This is a genomic window from Oryzomonas rubra, assembly GCF_008369015.1.
Classification (GTDB): Bacteria; Desulfobacterota; Desulfuromonadia; order Geobacterales; family Pseudopelobacteraceae; genus Oryzomonas; species Oryzomonas japonica.
This window is the reverse complement of record NZ_SRSD01000008.1, coordinates 104,542-123,699: the sequence shown is the minus strand read 5'-3', so window position 1 is coordinate 123,699 and position 19,158 is coordinate 104,542. Positions and strand designations below refer to the sequence as shown.

Sequence of the window (19,158 nt, the reverse complement as noted above, 5' to 3'; positions counted from 1 at the left end):
GAATCGTTGATGACCGGCAGAAACGGTTTTCCTTTTCAGGCATGAACCGGAAGAGGGGCCATTCACCGTATATCGTAGTTGAATGTCGCCGGCTGTCCATCCCGGATAAGGTCGAGTTTGAGTTTGCTCTGCCCCTTGAGGGCGATGAACGACTGCAGAGCCTTGTCCGGCGAGTCCATGGGAAAATCGTTGAGCCGCAGAAGCACGTCCCCGTTCTTGACGCCAACCAGGGCGAACAGACCGTTAGGCTTTACCTCCGAGGCCCGGAACCCCTCCACCTTACCGTCCTTCTGGCTGGGGAGCAGGCGGGCATCGCTCATGGCCTGGGCCGGGTTGTCCAGGGCGGCGTTAAGCGCCCGCTGGTCGATCACGAAATTTCCCCCGCCGATATTGGCGACCGACACGCCTCCCTGGGGAGTGCCCGGTTGAGCCGGAGCGGCCGGAGGGGGACTCATGGGGGTCAAAATCTCCACCTTTTTACCGTTAATCACGATAAAGGCCCGCTCCTTGGTCACTTGGGCCAGGCGTCCGGCGTCGAAAACCATGTCCCCCAGGCGGAACACGCGTTCCTCCTGCTTGGCGGTGTTGCGCACCAAGGCAAAGGTTTCGCGGAACGAGCCCGTCGCCGTGCCGAGCAGCAGCAGTTCGGCCGGCGCGGTCACCGGTGCGGCCGCCTGGGCCGCAGCAGGGGCGTTCACCAGCGGGGTGAGCTGCCCCTGGGTGGCCTTGCCGAACAGGCCGTTGACCAGAATCGGGGCATAAAACGCCAGGTCCTCGATCTTGGGGAGCGGCGCGGCCGCAGGTGTCATTTTGCCGGTTCCCACGCCCTTGGAAACAAAGGCGGAAGTGAGCCGCCGCCCCAGACCGTCGGCCGTGATCGCCGCCAAAAGGGCAATGATGACAATTCCAAGCAGGACATTTATGATGGTAAGAGCACGTGGCATAAGTGTATATCACCTTCCCCTTTGGGCAAGCGGGGAGAGAAGGAAGTTTTTGTGGGACGCCCTACAGCTTGATCTCGCCGTTGAAAACCTCTACCGCCGGGCCGGTCATGTAGATGTTGCCGTCCTCGGCCCACTCCATCTCCAGGTCGCCCCCCAGGAGGTGATTGAGGATCTTCCTCTCGGTCAGGCCGTTCAGTACGCATGCCGCGGTCACGGCGCTGGAACCGGTGCCGCAGGCCAAGGTCTCTCCGGCGCCCCGTTCCCAGGTCCGCTGGCGCACCTCGCTGCGCGAGAATATCTGGACGAATTCGACGTTGGTGCGGCGCGGGAACAGTTCGTGGTTTTCGATCAACGGCCCATAGGTAGAAACCGGGAAGTTCTCCACATCGTCCACGAAGATCACGCAATGGGGGTTGCCCATGGAGGCGCAGGTGATCTGGAAGCTGCGATCGAGGACCGTGAGCGGTTCCGCGATCACCTTGGCGGCGGCGTCGCCGGTCATGGGGATCTCGCCCCTGGTCAGCCGCGGCGGTCCCATATTGACACGGACCTTTTCTATCGTGCCGTCGTCCCCCGGCACCAGTCGCAGGGTCAGGATGCCGGCCCCGGTCTCGGCGGTGATCTCGGTCTTCGAAACGATGCCGTGATCATAGGCGTATTTTGCCACGCAACGGATACCGTTGCCGCACATCTCGGACTCGGAACCGTCGGAATTGAACATCCGCATACGCACATCGGCCTTGTCCGAGGGCATGATCAGGATGAGCCCGTCCGAGCCGATGCCGAAATTGCGGTTGGAAACCTGTATGGCCGCCTGCTGAGGATGGGCAACCGTCTCCTCGAAGCAGTTCACATAGACGTAATCATTGCCGGCGCCCTGCATTTTGGTGAATTTCATCGCACTCCATCCCCTTTCAACAAATGCTATAGAGTAGCAAATATAGTCCAGCGCCGCAACAAGACATTAATCGGCATCCACAGATACGAAAGATATCTCCCAGAAGATATGCTCTCCGCCTTCCCCCAAACCAGGGGCCGCAATGAAGGCACACTTTTCGGCTACTGCCGCAGGAGAAGAGCTGCCGTAACGGATTCATTATAACTTTCCCGAATTCAGGGGACTCAAGGGGCGTTATCTGTGGCAGCCAACCGAATCTTATCGACAAGGCATAATAGTGCGGAGGGTGTTTTCTTCAACAGCGGCGCGAAAGGGAAACCGATTCATAAGCCTTTTCCTTCCGGTTCCATAAATGCCGGATTGGCAGGTTCTGATGCACGGTTTCATGGGCTGGCGCCCTGCCGTGCGCGACATGCCAAACATATCATCCCGTTGTGTCCGACGATGTTCCGGTACAGCAGACACATGCGATCCTTTGGCTATATATGGAGCAGGACTCGAAATCATCACCGCAGAAGGTTACTATGTTGGAAATTGTTTTGCTCGATATGGCGTAGCAATAACATTCCGGAAATGGCGCTTCCACGAAACAGCATGTATCTGGCCGGTGCAGGCCTCTGATTTCATCATTAGTTGTCATGATTATAGGTACGCCGGCATCATTCATGAAGCCAGGAAGTCTTCGAAGACCCGGTCGTGGACATGGATGTGTTCCATCCAGAGCAGGCGGATATAGCCCAACTCTTCGGGCAACACCGCCAAACGCCTGCTGAAACGGTGATGCAATTCGGCCATTTTGGTGCAGATAAACTGGTGGTGGAGACAGTGCTGCACCGCTTGGGGAAAGTTCACCATGCCCATGTAACAATTTTCGCTACCAATGTGTTCCATCACGCTGTCCAGCAACCGATCAAAGTCTGCTTTCAGATCCTTATCGGGCTGGTGCAGAAGTTGTTCAAACATGCCGTCCAATTGCCTGATGATATTGCGGTAGCGGCTGTCACAGGCGAGTTTGCGGCCACTTTTCAGCGGGGGTGAATCATTGCACACGCCCTTGAGCTGCCGATTGAGCTGATTGCAATTTTGAACTTCCATATATCGTCCTATAGATCTGCCGACAGACGTTGTCTCTTCTGTATGGTCTTGCGTAGCGGATTGGCGGCATGCGGGCTCCTCTGCCAAATGCGGTCCGATGGACAGAAGAAGCCCATGGAGGAAGGAGGGCTCACTCCACGGGCTTCTCACCACACAGAACGAGGGGCGTGTGCCCCTCCCCTGCGTACGGCAGCGGATGTGAAAACCGATACCCCGTTCGATAGTCAGCTCTCCGCTTTGGGGTTGATCTCGATTTGATCCTTGTCGGCAGCAGCTTTTCTGAAGTTGTTGATTGCCTTGCCGAAAGACCCTCCGACTTCCGGCAGTTTTCCCACACCAAAAATCAAAATCACCATAAATGCAATTATGAGTAATTCAGGGACACCAAAACCAAACATGTGGCTACCTCCTTCCGTGTTGAAAGTTATAATGCTCACAGCGTAATGGGGGGGGTGAGGCCGCAGCATGGTTAATGGGGGCAGCCATGGCTGTGACCATGCCGATTCTGGACCGGTAGGTGTTCCGGCAAGCTGTTCGCTTCCAAGAACACAAGGTTCTCGCCAACGGTCCCTTCCCGGGCCTGAAATACCCGGATACCGACACGGCTGAGTTTGCACAGCACTGCACCGCCAATTTCGCCGACCACCAGTGCATCCACCTTATGGCCGTCAAGCCCATCTATCGGATCGCAGGTTCCATACTGAAGAAGCTGACCACAGTTGTTGATCGTAGTTACCTCGCAGGTAATCATATCCACCACCACATACTCCGGCGCACACGAGAAGTGACCATACACCCGGCTCGCCAATCCCAAATTCTGCAGTACCGGAAAACAGACATTCACGTTACCTCCGCACATCCTTTGTGTGTTGAAGCGTTTGCGGCGCTTTGCTTATTCATTACTGTTACTGCCAGTTCAGAGTGTGGCAGGACTGGCAACTCATGCCACTCCCCGACACGCCTTCCAGGTTTGCCCCATGGCAGACTACATTGGCGCAGGTAGTGATGCCGTTGGTGAGCACATAGACCCCATGGGAGCTTTGGTTGCTGCTGGTGACGTTTTTCCACACGGCGATGCTGGCGGGGTGTATCTGCATCGGTCCGCCCAGATGGCAACTAGAGCAGGAGGGACCGCTACCGGTGACGCCGGTCAGGCTCTTGCCGTGGCAGTAGATGTTGGTGCAGGCGGCGATCCCGCTTTCCGCGACATAGACCGCATGGTGGGAATAGGTATAATCACCCCAGAAAAGCGGATGGACGTGCTGTTGGTCTCCCATGTGGCACTGGGTGCAGGCCACCTTGGAGATGCCGCCGGCGTAATCGCTGCCGTGGCACTCGGCGCAGGCGCTTATATTGGTTGTGGCCGCCGCGCTGTGGCCCCCCGGCAACCAGGTGGCGACAACATGTGCCCCGTGGCTGTCGGCGGAGAAGGTGCTCTGGGAATTGCTGTCCCCGCAGCCGGCAAGCCCGAACGCAACGAGGGCCGGCAGCCATAGTCCCAGGATAAAAGGTCTTATCGATGACATGTGGCGCACCTCTCGTTGTTTTGTCTGCCATGGCACTTGACGCAGGACGCCGGGTTGATCCGGCCGTCGATCTTGTGCTGGCTCAGGTAGTCGCCTCGGTGCGGCAGGGTCCGCTCGGGAGAGTCGGCGAACTTGTCGCTCGGCTTGATCTCTTCCTTATGGGCATGGCAGTCGGAGCAGAACGATTCCTCATGGCAGGCGGCGCAGGCCAGACGCTGTTCCTGGGCGTAAAAGCGGTGTTTGGGGAAGAAGTCCGCAGCCTTGTGGTTGAACGCCTGCCAGGTGTCGGTATGGCATTCGCGGCAATCAGGCATTCCTGTTACCTTCTCCGGGTGGGTCTTGACGATGCTGGCCGTATTGGCGCAGGCATACAGAGTACTTACGATCAGCACTACCATCGGTATCATACTATATCTTTTCACTTCGCCCTCCCTTCGGTGCCGCGCCGGATGTCGAACGTATAGGTCAGCTTGACCAGACCCGCCACCTCGTTGTCGTAATCCGGGTTCTTGGAGTAGTCCACATCGGCCCCGATCTTCAGGCTGGGGGTGATGTCGCAGGAAGCGGCCCCGACAACGGTGTAGGAGTTCTTGATCCCGTTGATGCGGCTGTCGTAGTTCACGTCGAAGAAATCGGCAGTAATGTCGAACCGTTGAAATTTCTTCGCGGCAAAGACGCGGTATTCATTGTAGCGCAGCTTGTCCGTGGTGCCGTCCATACGGTGGATGGCAAAACCGGTCACTACGGCGCCGGGCAGCAAGAGCGTCGCCTTGCCGCCGTAGTAGTTGCCGTCACCGGCGATTTTATAGTCGTAGTTCTTGTAGTCGGCCCCAATGGTCAGTGCTTTGATGGGGGTATAGGCGATGCCGCCCCCCAGGCTCTGCACCTTCTCCCGGGGGTCCATCACCCCGCCGGGGTTGGCAGGGCTGATCAGGCTGAACACGTTGGTGGTCATGTGAAAGAAGTAGTCCTTATAGTTGATGTCCGAATAGCTTGCATTGATGCTCAGGTTGTCCTGGGGATTGTAGGTGATGCGGTAGTCGTGCTCCATCCAGCCGTCGGTGATGGAGTTGTAGGAGGAACGGCCCACCGCGTCGATCTGTTTCAGTGGATGGAGCCAGACGTCGACCCCCTCCTCTTCCCGATACCGCTCGCCGCTTTGGCTCGCCTTGAGGGCGCTCACTCCCAGGGTGTAGTATTTGGCCAGGGTATGGGTGATGCGGCCGCCGTAGATCAGGTCGCCACCTTTGCTGTTCGTCTCGGTGACCACGGGGGCGCCGATAAAGGCGGCGGCCCCGAACCCTGCCGTGAAGTCGGAGCGCAGGTACGCCCCGTCCACCCGCTCCGAGGCCACTCCTTCGGCCACGAACTGGCGCCCCAGGTTGACCACCAGGTTGTTCTTGGGGGCGCGATAGCTGAGATAGCCGTACTGGAGGTCGCCGTCCCGGTATTTGTCCGTGCTCCGGTCACCCAGGTCGATGCGGCCCCAACCGCCGAAATAGAAGGAGAGCCTCCCCTCCTTGTCCAGGTTCGTCGCCGAGAGGCGCAGGTACTCGTAAGCCGGGTAGAGGTCTTTCTTGTCCATACTCTCCCTGGCGCGCAGGATGGTGGTGGATTCGCCGGAGACGGCGAGGCCCTCCGACTGGACCGGTGCCGCTGCCAGAAGCGGCACAAGGGCCATAATGATTCCTGCGCACTGGCCCACGCCGCTGCGAAACCCGCGGCGTGTTCCCATCGTGTCATGTCTATTCAAGACGCCCCTCCTTGCCAATTAGTGGTAATGTCTGCATTGCGTTTTCTCTCCTCACGCCGGAAGAATCCGTACTACCGGTTCACCAAACGGTCTTCTGTCAAAGGCCAAAGGCGTTGGTCGCCCCCGTGCCTGCACGGGGGCGACTCATCCAGCCATTCGGCCGCAAAGCATCGTGTACGTCAGACGTTGGGGTTGGGATAACCTGCGGCCGTGGCAGCGGAGCGGAGCTCTTTCCAGATCTGGGTGACGCGTTTGATCTCCTTCTGGGGGCAGAGATTGTCGCACTGGCCGCACATGATGCAGTTCCAGAGCCCGGCCTGGACCGCATCCACTATGCGGTTCCCTTCGTCGTAGGGGTCGTAATGCCGATAAGCGATAGCGAGTAACGCCGCGGGGCCGACAAAACTCGAAGGATCGGCTTTGTGGGCGGGGCAGCCAGCCGTGCAGACCAGGCAACGGCAGCACCATTCAATGGCGTTGATTTGGGCGTTGTTGGTCAGGTCCATCTTGTTGGCTTGAGCATCGGTGAGCGGCTGGGCCCGGATGCGGCGATAGCGCTGAGTGAGATCCGCATGGGCCTCGCTTTTATCGACAATGAGGTCGCGTATAACCGGCTGGCCGGCCATCGGTTCGATGGTGTGAGGCCCATTGGTCATCGTGGTGATGCAGGCGAGCACAGGCTTGCCGTCGTACATCACGGCACAGCGGCCGCAGGCGCGCCCATGGCAACTGTAATCGAAAATGACCGGCTGGCTCTCGTGTGCAAACTGCATGGCTTCAAGGACCGTGATCTTGTCTTTGTAGGGTACGCCGATGGTGACCAGGGATGGCGCGGCGTCCACCGCCCGGTCGTATTTGCTGAATTTGATATTCATATATTTTTCCTTTCAGATCTATGTAGTTAGACATTTTCCCACGTGACACTATCCCAAGAGATCGTATCAGGAGGGGTGTACTTGCTGAAGGTCATCTTGCCGTTCACCAGCTTGGCTGTGAGCATGCACTTCCAGTTCACATCGTCCTGGGTGGGATATTCGGGACGGATGTGAGCGCCCCGGCTCTCCGTGCGCGTCAGAGTGGCGTTGACCGACATCTCGGCGATGTCGATCAAGTTGTAGTTTTCGATCGCCATCTTCCACTCGGTGCTATAGGTCGTTGACGTGTCGGTAAGTACCTGATGGGGCAGATCTTCCTTGCGAATTCTGGCTAGTTCGGCCGACGCGGCCTGGAGATTGGCGGTTGTACGCACAGCGCTCATGCAGGTGCCGCAGGCCTTTTGAATCCTCTGGCGCACCAGATGGGGTCGTAGGCCTCCGGCGACCCTGCGTGTGCGGATTTCGACCAGTCGAGCGATCTCGTTCTCGGCTTGGGTAAAGTCTATTGTGGTCGGGGCCTTAACGGTTTCAAGATACTTCAAAGCACTCCGGAGAGTGTAGGAGCCCATCCGGCGATTTGTGTACTCATTGACTCCGCCCTCCGTACCATACACACCGGCGCCACGACTGCAGAAGAGCCCGGGGATATCGGTCATCATAGTATCATCGATGACCGGCGCCCCCCCATGCTCGCCCATCTCAAAGTTGAACTCGACAAGCTCTTTCGTGACGTCGATGCCGAAGTTTTCCTTCCACAGGGATATCGAACGTGCGTAGGAGATGCGCAGTCCTGCGACAGCCGCGGGACTGCTGAGATCTAGATAGAGGCCGCCATTGGGACCAAGGTTGCTCGGGTCCATCATGTGCGTGGCCAAAAGTTTTTTGAAATAGTTACGGTCCCAAAACACACGGCTCTTATCTACCGTCGGGTCAGCCATGAGAAACGGCACCCTTTTCGCGTCGACGATGTAGGCGGACGCGTCCGGTTCGGCGCCGATACCGGCATTGAATCCATAGGCAATGCCGGTCGGTTGGATGGAGTGGAGTTCGTAGCTGCCGTATTCGGCGTCTCCCACCCTCGCCCCGCGGCGGTAGGCGGCCATTTCGACGTCGGAGGTGTTGTCCGGAACGTTCATGCTTTTGGCTGCAACGGTAACCCAGCCATTGAACCAGCCACACCCGCCTGCGGAAAGTATGACCGCATTGGCACGGTAAACGACGAATTTGCCGGTGGGGAGGGCGACACCGACTGCGCCGATGCACTGCCCGTTGCTCATGAGCACATCAGTGATCATGGTACGGTCGTGAACCGTCATCAGCGGCGACTTGGAAATCTCGTCCTGGGCGTGACGGGGGAAACCGCCCGCGCCCATCTTGAAGTACGGCGTATCCACCGCCATGACATCTGAACCGTCCGCGTTGCGGTGAGGGAAGCATTCGCCGCCCTTGTTCATGTAATACTGGAAGATAGACCTGTTCGGGTCCGAAAGCATGGCGTTCTGTTGTGCCTTCTTGTTGACGATGTTTTGAAGGACCGAATCGTGCTGGTATAGCACCGGGTTCAAGGATCCGTCGGCGTTGGCCGGCATAAAGCCGTATTGGACGTCCCAGTTCATGCCGGTGGCACCGCTCGCCCGGAATGGTCCCTTGTCAACCATGGTAACCTTCCTGCCGCTCTTGGTTGCCTCAAAGCCGGCGGACAGCGCTCCGATTCCCCCGCCAATGATCAGGATGTCGGTCTCGTAGACCGAGTAGCTCTGCGAGGCGGCTGAGTTACCGTTTGTGCCGGCAGTGCCGCTAGTGCTCCCTGAACAGCCGGTAAGTGCAGCGGTGTTTCCGGCAAGAACCGCCGTTCCTAAGGCAAGCCCACCGGACTTCAAAAAACCACGACGGGATATATACATATTTTCATTTTTTCCCATAACTTCTCTTCCCCCTTAATTTTTAAACTACTAACTATGTTTATACAAAGTAGTTTACAGCGTACAAATACTTGTACAGCGTTTACAACACCCTCCTTTCAAAATATAATTATCATTTTAACTATTACTATTTTAAATGATTAAATATTTAATTACGCGATGCATATGATATAAACTATAATTTGTTACGTATCTATTATGTACAGAGACAACTCAAGAGCATCGATGTTTGCCAAAACAGTGCCAACAAAACAAAATCAATTTAAACAGACAATTACATCACACATCACTCTACGCAGACGCCAAAATGGTCACATAGGTAAAATATGCTTGAGGCATATGATTAAAATAGTGCTATTGGTCAAATATGGTTAAACATCAGCCGCTTGATTGCTCGATAGCTCTCGAGTACGGATTTCGGCATGTATACGTTGATTTTATTGTTATATTTTAATAATATAAGGAGGGCTGGAAACTGCGGATTATCTTTCCGGTATTGGCACGTCACCGATAGGTTTTAGGCAATTGGTGCTAAGCCCCCGGCAATCGATCACAAATTAAACAACCAGCAAATACGTTTTATTATCGCTTGGTCATCGATCACTTGTTCGCTATTGATGATTCGAGCTAAAAAGGTGGGGGTTAGAACATATGGTCGACAGGAATGTATTTTTCAGGGACGTAACGACAAAGGTTTGCAGCAGCATTCACATTGATCTGGCTGTTAATAATACCTTTGAGTATTTGCGGCGCCATATCCCGCTGGATGCATTCAAACTCGCTACTCGTGACGAAAATCGTCGGGCCATACGATGCATAGCCCAAGCCTCTGCCGATAAAAGAGAATATTATGACAAATTGATTCCAATCCCTGCGGATCTCTGGCCGATTGTCAAATCAAGGAATTTTTCCGAACCGATATTAATGAATACAGATGAGATCTATAGAAAGATAGCTCCCCTTGCAAAGCATGAAGAAAGCTCCACACTTATGGTGCCTCTCGCAACCAAAGAAGTAACCATGCTGGGGGCACTGACATTTTTTGCCCATGGCAGAAAGCGATATGATGCGGCGCATATCGAACTTCTGGCCACTATTGCCCGCCCCTTTTCCATGGCATTGGCAAATGCCCTTGCCCGCGAAAACCTGTCGCACAACCGGAGTTCCCTCCGCGACGACAATTGCTCTCTGCCCTTCTTCCAAGAACGGGAAGAGATTGTCGGGGGCGATTCGGGGTTGCGCAACGTTATGGAGATGGCAAGAAGGGTGGCTCCGCTTAACAGCACCGTGCTCATAACGGGGGAGACCGGGACAGGAAAGGAGTTGATTGCCAACGCCATCCATTCATCCTCTTCCCGTAAGGCTGGCCCTTTTATCAAGGTCAACTGCGGCGCCATCCCTGAAAACCTCATTGACAGCGAGTTGTTCGGCCATGAGAAGGGGGCGTTCACCGGAGCGGTGGCAGAAAAGCATGGAAAGTTTGAACAGGCCAACGGCGGCACCATTTTTCTTGACGAGATCGGCGAGATGGCTCTCCAGAGCCAAGTGAGGCTTCTGCGGGTTCTCCAGAGCAGAAAGGTCTGCCGGGTGGGTGGCGATAAGCTGATTGACGTTGATGTCCGAGTAATAACTGCAACCAATTGCGACTTGGAACAGATGGTATCTCAGCACCGGTTCCGGGAAGACCTCTGGTTCCGGCTGAATGTCTTCCCCATCAATGTCCCCCCGCTTCGCCAAAGAAAAGAGGACATTCCCACCTTGATCCGTCACTTCATTATGATGAAAAGCCGGGAACTGGGGATCGTTACCCCCCCGGCCATTGCACCGGGGACAATTGGGCGGCTTGTGAATTACCATTGGCCCGGTAATGTCCGGGAACTGGAAAATCTGGTCGAAAGAGAACTTATCTGCCGATGGGGAGAACAACTGAGATTCGATTCGATGTCGGCAGAACATGCTTGTAAAGCAACTCCCACCCGTGAATGGCAGCCGGCTGACGGCCCTTTGAATCTCGACGAAGTAATGAGCATGCATATCAGCAAGGTTCTTAAAATGACCAAGGGCAAGATATTCGGCCCACATGGAGCAGCAGAATTGCTCGGCATCAATTACAACACCTTGAGGGGGCGCATGCGTAAGCTGGGTTTAATGCAGGTAAAGCAAGAAGCATAATCCCCGGCAGGCTATTTGAAAACCACAGGACATTAGTTGCCAAAAACGGACGGAATGCGTATACTTCATCCCTTCATTCACCGTTACCGGAGGGCGAGTAATGATTCGACCGTTCCAGGGCATCCAGCCGAAGATCGACCCGACCGCCTTCGTGGCGGAGACCGCCGTGATCATCGGCGATGTGGAGATGGGCCCCCAGAGCAGCATCTGGTACAACTGCGTGGCCCGCGGCGACGTGAACCGTATCCGCATCGGTGCCCGCAGCAATGTGCAGGACCTGACCATGCTGCACGTCACCCACAAAAAACATGCCGACGATCCCGGCGCGCCGCTCATCATCGGCGACGACGTCACCATCGGCCACAGCGTGACCCTGCACGGCTGCACCCTGCACAACGGCTGCTTCATCGGCATGCAGGCCATGGTGATGGACCGGGCCGTGGTGGGCGAAGGCGCCCTGGTAGGCGCCCGGGCCCTGGTCACCGAGGGGACGGTTATCCCTCCCCACACCCTGTGGATCGGCGCGCCGGCCAAGTACAAACGCGACCTGACCCCGGACGAGGTGGCCTGGCTGGGGAAATCCGCCGGCAACTACGTGAACTACGCCTTGCAGTATATCAACGACTGATGCCAAAGCCGCCCCTCAACCCCTACCTGGCCGTGATGGCCGCCGTGGTCGCGGTTTCCTTCTCTGCCCTGTTCGTGCGCCTCGCCACAGCGCCCCCCCTGATCATCGCCACCTACCGCCTGCTGTTCACCTTTCTGGCCCTGGCCCCCTTTACCCTGATGAAACGGGGGATACTGGCCACCCTCGACCGACGCCAAGTGGCGTTCTCCGCCTTGAGCGGCCTCTTCCTGGCCTTGCACTTCGTGACCTGGTTCACCTCCCTGGGCTACACCAGCGTGGCCAGTTCCACGGTGTTGGTGACCCTCCAGCCGGTCTTCGTGGTACTCGGGTCGCTGCTCTTCTTCAAGGAGCGCATCTCGCGCCTGGCCGTCATGGGGGGGCTCTTGGCCCTTACGGGGAGCATCATCATCGGGGCCGCCGATTTCCAGGTCGGCATGCGGGCGCTGATCGGCGACCTGCTGGCGCTCCTGGCGGCCGTCATGATCTCCGGCTACCTGCTGATCGGCCGCAGGCTGCGCAGGGGCATCCCCCTGGAGGGGTATACCTTCGTCACCTACGGGACCAGCTCCCTGGCCCTGGTGGCGGCAACGCTGATCACCCGAACCCCCTTTGGCGGCTACCCTCCCCGGGATTGGCTGCTGTTTCTGGCCCTGGCCCTGGTCTGTACGGTCATGGGACATACGGTCTTCAATTGGGCACTGAAATACGTCCAGGCCTCGGTGGTTTCGGTCAGCATCCTGGGCGAACCCCTGGGGGCCATACTGTGGGCCGCCGTTTTCCTCGGTGAGCCGCCAACCCTGCGACAGATGGCGGGCGGGGCGTTTATCTTCGGCGGCCTGTATCTCTTTACCCGGGTGGCGGCGCGTCCCCCGCAGCCTGCCTGACACATCCAAAGATGGAAGGAACCCACCCATGCACGATAATGAACTCAGCCCCAGCGCCCGCAAGGTGCAGGAGGCCCTGGAGGCGGCCGGAGTCCCCTGCCGCGTACAGGAATTGGCCGCCAGTTCCCGCACCGCCGCCGAAGCGGCCGAAACGGTGGGGTGCGATGTGGCCCAGATCGTCAAATCGCTGGTATTCAAGGGCGCCCATTCGGGGAACCCGGTGCTGGCCCTGGTCAGCGGCAAAAACCGCGTCAACGAGGCGCTTTTGGCAGCGGCCTGCGGCGAACCGGTCGGCAAGGCCGATGCGGCCTTTGTCCGGGAGCGTACCGGCTTCGCCATTGGCGGCATCCCGCCCCTGGGGCACCTGGAGCAGCTTTGTCCGGTCATCGACCGGGACCTTTTGGAATACCCCGAGGTCTGGGCCGCGGCCGGCACCCCCCACGCCCTGTTCCGCATCACCCCGGCCGACCTGCTGGCCGTAACCGGCGGCCGGCCGGCGGACCTCTCCTGAACCGGGGTCGGCCCATGTCCTCCCCCGCCCGGCAGGAACCGCTCCGCCAAGGCCTGACCTACGGCTTTCTGGCCTATCTGGTCTGGGGCTTTTTCCCGGTCTACTTCAAGGCGCTGCACGGCATTCCCCCCTTGGAGGTGGTTGCCCACCGCATCGTCTGGTCGGTCCTCTTTTTGCTGGTGCTGGTTGCCGCCACGGGCTGCTGGGGCGAGGTCAGGACCGCCTTTGCATCCCGTCGGGTGCTGCTGACCCTGATCGGTTCCACTACCCTGATCACCATCAACTGGCTGGTGTTCATCTATGCCGTGGAGCAGGGTCAGGTACTCCAGTCGAGCCTGGGATATTTCATTACCCCCCTGGTCAATGTGCTGCTGGGCATGATCTTTCTGCGGGAACGGCTGCGGCCGCTGCAGATGATCAGCCTGCTCCTGGCGGTTACCGGGGTCGGCCTGCTGACGGCCCGGGTCGGGGCGGTGCCCTGGATCTCCCTGGGCCTGGCCGCATCCTTCGGCCTCTACGGCTTGCTGCGCAAGACGGCTCACGTTGAATCCCTGGCAGGCCTGCTGGTGGAAACCATCCTGACCGGGCCGCTGGCCCTGGCGTACCTGATCTGGCTGGGCACACACGGTCAGGGGGCCTTCCCGGCGGCCGTGGACCAGGGCGCCCTGTGGCTCCCCCTGGCAGGTGTCCTGACCGCCACGCCGCTTTTGCTCTTCGCCGCGGCGGCCCGCAGGCTGCGGCTGGCCACCATCGGCTTCCTGCAATACCTGACCCCCAGCCTGCAGTTTGCCCTGGCCGTGTTTGCCTACGGGGAGCAGTTCACCCCCACCCACATGGTGACATTCATCTTGATCTGGAGCGGCTTGGCGCTCTATACTGCCGACGCGGTCCGCACCTTCCGTAATCCGGCGGCAAGCCGCGACGCAGAGCGCACCTGACCGCGGGGGAACGGCACCCATTATGGAAGAAGAAACCCCTCCACCTGTTTCTCCCGATTCCCGGACCGTCCAAACCGCCCTGGACATCCTGGACGGCCAGTCGCGCCCAAACCGGCTGACGCGCCTGATGCCGTTTCTGGGGCCGGCCTTTATCGCCAGCGTGGCCTACGTGGACCCGGGCAACTTTGCCACCAATATCCAGGGGGGCGCCCAATTCGGCTACCTGCTGGTCTGGGTGATCGTGGCCAGCAACCTCATGGCCATGCTCATCCAGACCCTTTCGGCCAAACTCGGCATTGCCACGGGCATGAACCTGGCGGAGCAGTGCCGGGCACGCTTCCCCCGGCCGGTGGTCGTCGCCATGTGGCTGTTGATGGAGATCGTGGCCATGGCAACGGATCTGGCCGAATTCCTCGGCGCCGCCCTGGGCTTCCAACTCCTCATGGGCATCCCGCTGTTTGTCGGCGCCCTGCTCACCGCCCTGGCGACCATGCTGATCTTGGGAATGGAACGCTACGGGTTCCGCCCCCTGGAGGCGATCATCTCATCCATGGTCGGGATGATCGCCCTCTGCTACCTGCTGGAGACCATCATCGTCAAGCCCGATTGGGGGCTGGTCGCCTATCATGCCGTGGTCCCGCATTTTTCGGGGGCCGAAAGCGTTCTTTTGGCCTCGGGGATCCTGGGGGCCACCGTCATGCCCCATGCCATCTTCCTCCATTCCGCCCTGACCCAGGGGCGCATCGTCGTACGGGACCAAAAACGGCTCCAAAGCCTGTACCGTTTCGAGATCGCCGATGTGGTCATCGCCATGGGCATGGCCAGTTTCGTCAATATCGCCATGCTGGTCATGGCGGCAGCCACCTTCCACACCACGGGGCACTCCGCCGTCGGCACCATCGAGGAGGCCTACCGGACTCTGGAACCGCTCCTGGGATCATCGGCCAAATGGATCTTCGGCCTCTCCCTGCTGCTCTCGGGGCTATCGTCATCCACCGTAGGCACCAGCGCGGGGCAGGTGATCATGCAGGGTTTCATGCAGCGGCACATCCCGATCTGGCTGCGGCGCCTGGTGACCATGGCTCCCTCGCTGATCGTTATCGGCATGGGGCTGGATCCGACCCGCACCCTGGTGGTCAGCCAGGTGGTACTCAGCTTCGGGCTCCCCTTCGCGATCATCCCCCTGGTCATGTTCACCCGCAGCCCCGACATCATGGGGGATTTGGTCAATAAACGCATCACGACGGCCGTAGCTGCAATGATCGCGGGAACCATCCTCGCGCTCAACGCCTACCTCCTCTATAAGACACTGGTAACGGGGTGATCCCATGTTCAAACATTTCCTTGTCCCTTTAGACGGCTCACGCCTGGCCGAGGCGGCCCTGCCGGCCGCCGCCTTCCTGGCCACCAGGCTCGGCGCCCGGGTCACGCTCTTCCATGTCGTGGAGAAAAACGCCCCCAGCGAGGTCCATGGCCAGTCCCACCTGAGGAATGCGGAGGATGCGGCGGCCTATCTGCGCCGCCTGTCGCAACGCGCCTTTCCCCCCGGAATCGTGGTCGACTGCCACGTGCATGCCGCAGAAGCGGACGATGTGGCCGACAGCATCGTCGCCCATGCGGACGAACTGGAGCACGATCTGGTGATCATGTGCTCCCACGGCCGCGGGCAGGCCCTTCACCTGTTTTTGGGGAGCATCGCCCAGAAGGTCATTGCCCTGGGCTCCCGTCCGGTCCTCATCACCCACCCCGACGACCAGGGCGGCGCGCCGGCGTTCGCCTGCAACAACATCCTCGTCCCCCTGGACGGCGACGCGGATCATGCCCAGGCCCTGCCGGTTTCGGAGGAGATCGCCCGGGCCTGCGGCGCGACACTGCACCTCATGATGGTTATTCCCCGTTTCGCCTCCCTGTCGGGGGCGGCAAAGGTTTCCAGCAGGATGCTTCCCGCCACCACGTCCCGAATACTCGAAATGGCCTCCCAGGATGCCCGGGAGACCTTTCGGGAACAACTGGAAACCTTGCAGAGACAGGGGTTTACGGCAAGCGCCCACGTATTGCGGGGAGATCCGGCACAGACGATTGCAAAGGCCGCCAGCCATGCCCGGGTGGACCTCATTGTGCTGGCCACCCATGGGAAAACCGGTATGGAGGCCTTCTGGGCGGGGAGCGTCACCCACCGGATCTGTACTCTGAGCAAGATCTCGCTGCTCTTGATCCCCCTCCCCAAGGCATAGCCGGACCGGTTCATCATGGCCCGCAAACGCCAGCAGCAGTAACGGCTTTCAAGAAATCCGCCTTGCCTGCATCGAGGATTTCTGTTATTTTCCAGGCATATTACGGAAAGGACGTTGAATGAAGGTAACCATCCTGGGGAGCGGGACATCGACCGGGGTTCCCATGGTGGGGTGCAGGTGCCGGGTATGCACGTCGGACGACCCGAAGGACCGGAGAACCCGTGCCTCCCTGCTGATTCGGCACGGGGGGCGGAACATCCTGGTGGACACCTCCACCGACCTGCGGCGGCAAGCCCTGCGGGAGGGGCTGGATAGGGTAGACGCCGTTCTCTTCACCCACCCCCATGCCGACCATGTGAACGGCATCGATGACCTGCGCGGCTTCCACTTTCTGCACAAGGAGGTCGTTCCCTGCTATGCCTCCCCCGCGACCTTCGAGACATTGCTGACGGGCTTCAGATACATCTTCGTCGAATCCGGCGGATCGGGCTATACGCCGCTTTTGTCGGCCCACGAGGTCTCCGCCCCGTTCGATCTGTTCGGGCTGACGGCCATCCCGATCCCCCTTGAGCACGGCAAGAGCACCGCCACGGGCTTCCGCATCGGGACATTCGCCTATCTGACGGATTGCAGCGCCATTCCCGCCAGCTCCCTGCCGCTTCTGGAGGGGCTCGACGTGCTGGTCATGGACGGGCTGCGCTGGACGCCCCATCCGTTCCACTTCAACATCGAAGCGGCCATTGCCGCCGTGGAACCGATCAAGCCGGGCCGCGTCGTCCTCACCCATCTGACCCATGAAGTGCTCCACAGCGAGCAAGCCAAACTGCCGCCCGGTTTCGAATTCGCCTACGACGGCATGGCGTTCGATGTACTGTAGTTTTCATGCGGGGTTTCCGGATGGGAACTAATGCAATTGCGATAGGAGAGGGGGAGTATGCACAAGGACATACGGCTACATGGGCAGGTCGGCAGCCATGTCGAGTATTTCGTCATGGTGGTGGGCAACGATGCCTATCAGCGTTACTTCTTCAACATCGTCCAGGAGGAGGAACACCTCCGCATCTTCTCTCCGGGCAACGAGCTCATCATCTCCCCCGAAGGGATCGGCTACCAGGGGAACGGCGGCTATTTTTGCGAATACATGTTCGGCGTCGACCAACCCTCCTCCGATCTCTCCAAACCGGACATCATCAACCGCCTGGTCATGTACGGGGCACGTTCCAACGACACGGGCTCGATCCGTTTCAGCGACCGCACCCAGGGAGAGGAGAGCTTCGAAAATATTTTTTTCGAGGGGAACGCCGTCTGCAACTACTATTTTTTCGTCCACTCCAACCAACTCTCCCGCAAACTGAAATACCAGCAGGAGGAGTTGGTCAAAAACCTCGGAAAGATCATCAAGCGCTCCGAATCGGTGGGCGACGAGCGTGACGACGCCCTTATCTCCAACATCTTTCCGCTGCTCAGGGACGATTCGGCCCAACTCTTCATCATCAAGCTGATCAACCGCCACCACCGGGAATACCGCGACCTCTTCAAAAGCCTTTACTACCGTAACAAGAAGATCGCCGATGACGATTTCGCCCGCCTGGTCAAACTTGCGACCACCTATCGGATCGACCGCTACCAGCAGGAACGCATGCGCATCGACGCCATGTACCGCCATCCGTCCAACAAACGTATTGTGGACGAATACCGCAATATCCTCCTGGCCTGCAACAGCAAGGGAGAGATCAGCCATCTGGACAATGCCCGGCTGACCCGGCTCAAGACCTTGTCGGTGCGTAACAAGATCCCCGGCGCCCTGTTCTATACCCTGGACGAGATGCTCAAGCGAGGGCGCAACCTGGTCCACCACGAGGAACAAGACTACATCGCCGCCACCCGCGAGGTGCTGCAGGGGATCTTCCTCAGGGAAAAGGAGATCGAAAGCCCGATCAACCGCGAGGACATGCTCAACCTGATCCAGGCCAAGAAAAAGGCCGTGGAAAACCGCGACCATTCCTTCGACCAACTCATGCTGGACGCGAGCAAGGAGTGCGACGAAAAGATCCGCGACGGCGCCGACCCGGGGCTGATGGATGGGTTTTCCTACGTCATCACCTACCTGGACCGTTTCGACAGCGTCTCGAACCTGATCAGCCAACTGGCCTTCATGGAAAACGTGCGGGTCAACGAGGAGATGCTCCAGGGACTCCTGGAGCACAAGGCCGCCTTTGACAATCTCAGGGAGGGGTGCTTCGAGGAGCTGTTCATCCACGAACTGTTCCATAACGCCTACCTGGGCCGTTTCGGACGGCGCAAGGTAACCGCCCTCTTGGCAGGGCTCAGGGCCGTGGAAAAACGTACGGGTAGCACGGAAGAATTGAATCAGCACCTCCAGAAAATCGACCAGGAAGAACGCATTTCATCGGTACTGCTGGAGCATGTACGCGACCGGATCCGCAACTTCTATTCCCGGTTCACCACCAGGGCCGACCAGGAGGCGCTGCGCCGCGAGGTAATCGAGGAATTGAAGAACAAACGGCTCATCAAGGCCGATATCCCCGACCACATCTTCCATGAAACCATCTTCACCATCAAGAAGGAGGCCATGTATCTCCACTCCCTGTTGCCCCAGATCATCGCCGAACGCAATGTGGGGTTGCGGGAGGATTTCCTGGAAAACTCCGGTCTCGACCGTTTCTATGTTGAAGAGTTGGAGCGGGAATATTACGAGAAGAACGGATTGAGTCTCGAGGGGCTGTACCAGATCAGGAAGGGCTTGAGTTAGTTTTC

At 58.5% G+C, this 19,158-nt stretch carries 19 protein-coding genes; 9 read left to right on the top strand and 10 right to left on the bottom strand.

Going from position 1 to position 19,158, the window contains the following annotated elements:
• Positions 1 to 62 precede the first annotated feature (62 nt).
• The 10 genes from gspC to ET418_RS13460 form a co-directional block, all read right to left on the bottom strand.
• Positions 63 to 944: a type II secretion system protein GspC gene (gene gspC, locus ET418_RS13505; RefSeq protein WP_149308361.1), complete on the bottom strand. Its 882-nt coding sequence runs from the start codon at positions 942 to 944 to the stop codon at positions 63 to 65.
• Positions 945 to 1,005: 61 nt separating this feature from the next.
• Complete coding sequence (gene dapF / locus ET418_RS13500) at positions 1,006 to 1,842, bottom strand: diaminopimelate epimerase (RefSeq protein WP_149308359.1); 837 nt, start codon at positions 1,840 to 1,842, stop codon at positions 1,006 to 1,008.
• A gap of 663 nt (positions 1,843 to 2,505) precedes the next feature.
• Positions 2,506 to 2,937, bottom strand: coding sequence for a hypothetical protein (locus ET418_RS13495; RefSeq protein ID WP_149308357.1), 432 nt, complete (start codon positions 2,935 to 2,937; stop codon positions 2,506 to 2,508).
• 224 nt (positions 2,938 to 3,161) lie between these two features.
• Positions 3,162 to 3,335, bottom strand: coding sequence for a twin-arginine translocase TatA/TatE family subunit (locus ET418_RS13490; protein WP_149308355.1), 174 nt, complete (start codon positions 3,333 to 3,335; stop codon positions 3,162 to 3,164).
• Positions 3,336 to 3,406: 71 nt separating this feature from the next.
• Positions 3,407 to 3,781: a NifB/NifX family molybdenum-iron cluster-binding protein gene (locus ET418_RS13485; protein WP_149308353.1), complete on the bottom strand. Its 375-nt coding sequence runs from the start codon at positions 3,779 to 3,781 to the stop codon at positions 3,407 to 3,409.
• A gap of 61 nt (positions 3,782 to 3,842) precedes the next feature.
• Complete coding sequence (locus tag ET418_RS13480) at positions 3,843 to 4,463, bottom strand: hypothetical protein (protein WP_149308351.1); 621 nt, start codon at positions 4,461 to 4,463, stop codon at positions 3,843 to 3,845.
• Positions 4,451 to 4,870 carry a cytochrome C gene (locus tag ET418_RS13475; RefSeq protein WP_246153076.1) on the bottom strand — a complete coding sequence of 140 codons (420 nt, stop codon included), beginning with the start codon at positions 4,868 to 4,870 and terminating at the stop codon, positions 4,451 to 4,453. Before ET418_RS13475 ends, ET418_RS13480 begins: the two co-directional genes overlap by 13 nt.
• Positions 4,871 to 4,881: 11 nt before the next feature.
• Positions 4,882 to 6,216: a hypothetical protein gene (locus tag ET418_RS13470; RefSeq protein WP_246153074.1), complete on the bottom strand. Its 1,335-nt coding sequence runs from the start codon at positions 6,214 to 6,216 to the stop codon at positions 4,882 to 4,884.
• Positions 6,217 to 6,395: 179 nt separating this feature from the next.
• Positions 6,396 to 7,091: a 2Fe-2S iron-sulfur cluster-binding protein gene (locus ET418_RS13465; RefSeq protein ID WP_149308347.1), complete on the bottom strand. Its 696-nt coding sequence runs from the start codon at positions 7,089 to 7,091 to the stop codon at positions 6,396 to 6,398.
• 26 nt (positions 7,092 to 7,117) lie between these two features.
• Complete coding sequence (locus ET418_RS13460) at positions 7,118 to 8,995, bottom strand: FAD-dependent oxidoreductase (protein WP_188055564.1); 1,878 nt, start codon at positions 8,993 to 8,995, stop codon at positions 7,118 to 7,120.
• A 669-nt stretch (positions 8,996 to 9,664) separates the two neighbouring features.
• Here ET418_RS13460 and ET418_RS13455 point away from each other — a divergent pair.
• From ET418_RS13455 to ET418_RS13415, 9 genes are all read left to right on the top strand, one after another.
• Positions 9,665 to 11,185 carry a sigma 54-interacting transcriptional regulator gene (locus ET418_RS13455; protein WP_149308343.1) on the top strand — a complete coding sequence of 507 codons (1,521 nt, stop codon included), beginning with the start codon at positions 9,665 to 9,667 and terminating at the stop codon, positions 11,183 to 11,185.
• A 100-nt stretch (positions 11,186 to 11,285) separates the two neighbouring features.
• Positions 11,286 to 11,813, top strand: a complete 528-nt coding sequence (locus ET418_RS13450; protein WP_149308341.1) for a gamma carbonic anhydrase family protein — start codon at positions 11,286 to 11,288, stop codon at positions 11,811 to 11,813.
• A complete protein-coding gene (locus ET418_RS13445) occupies positions 11,813 to 12,697 on the top strand; it encodes a DMT family transporter (RefSeq protein ID WP_149308339.1) in 885 nt (294 codons plus the stop codon). The genes ET418_RS13450 and ET418_RS13445 overlap by 1 nt, the downstream gene beginning before the upstream one ends.
• A gap of 28 nt (positions 12,698 to 12,725) precedes the next feature.
• Entirely contained in the window at positions 12,726 to 13,208 is a 483-nt protein-coding gene (locus tag ET418_RS13440; protein ID WP_149308337.1) for a YbaK/EbsC family protein, read from the top strand.
• A gap of 14 nt (positions 13,209 to 13,222) precedes the next feature.
• Positions 13,223 to 14,146 carry an EamA family transporter RarD gene (gene rarD / locus ET418_RS13435; RefSeq protein WP_149308335.1) on the top strand — a complete coding sequence of 308 codons (924 nt, stop codon included), beginning with the start codon at positions 13,223 to 13,225 and terminating at the stop codon, positions 14,144 to 14,146.
• Positions 14,147 to 14,168: 22 nt separating this feature from the next.
• Positions 14,169 to 15,470 carry an Nramp family divalent metal transporter gene (locus ET418_RS13430; protein WP_149308333.1) on the top strand — a complete coding sequence of 434 codons (1,302 nt, stop codon included), beginning with the start codon at positions 14,169 to 14,171 and terminating at the stop codon, positions 15,468 to 15,470.
• Between the two features lie 4 nt (positions 15,471 to 15,474).
• Entirely contained in the window at positions 15,475 to 16,380 is a 906-nt protein-coding gene (locus ET418_RS13425; protein ID WP_149308331.1) for a universal stress protein, read from the top strand.
• Between the two features lie 118 nt (positions 16,381 to 16,498).
• Positions 16,499 to 17,257, top strand: a complete 759-nt coding sequence (locus ET418_RS13420; protein WP_149308330.1) for a GPMC system MBL fold metallohydrolase — start codon at positions 16,499 to 16,501, stop codon at positions 17,255 to 17,257.
• Between the two features lie 57 nt (positions 17,258 to 17,314).
• Positions 17,315 to 19,153 carry a TIGR04442 family protein gene (locus ET418_RS13415; protein ID WP_149308328.1) on the top strand — a complete coding sequence of 613 codons (1,839 nt, stop codon included), beginning with the start codon at positions 17,315 to 17,317 and terminating at the stop codon, positions 19,151 to 19,153.
• Positions 19,154 to 19,158: the final 5 nt, after the last annotated feature.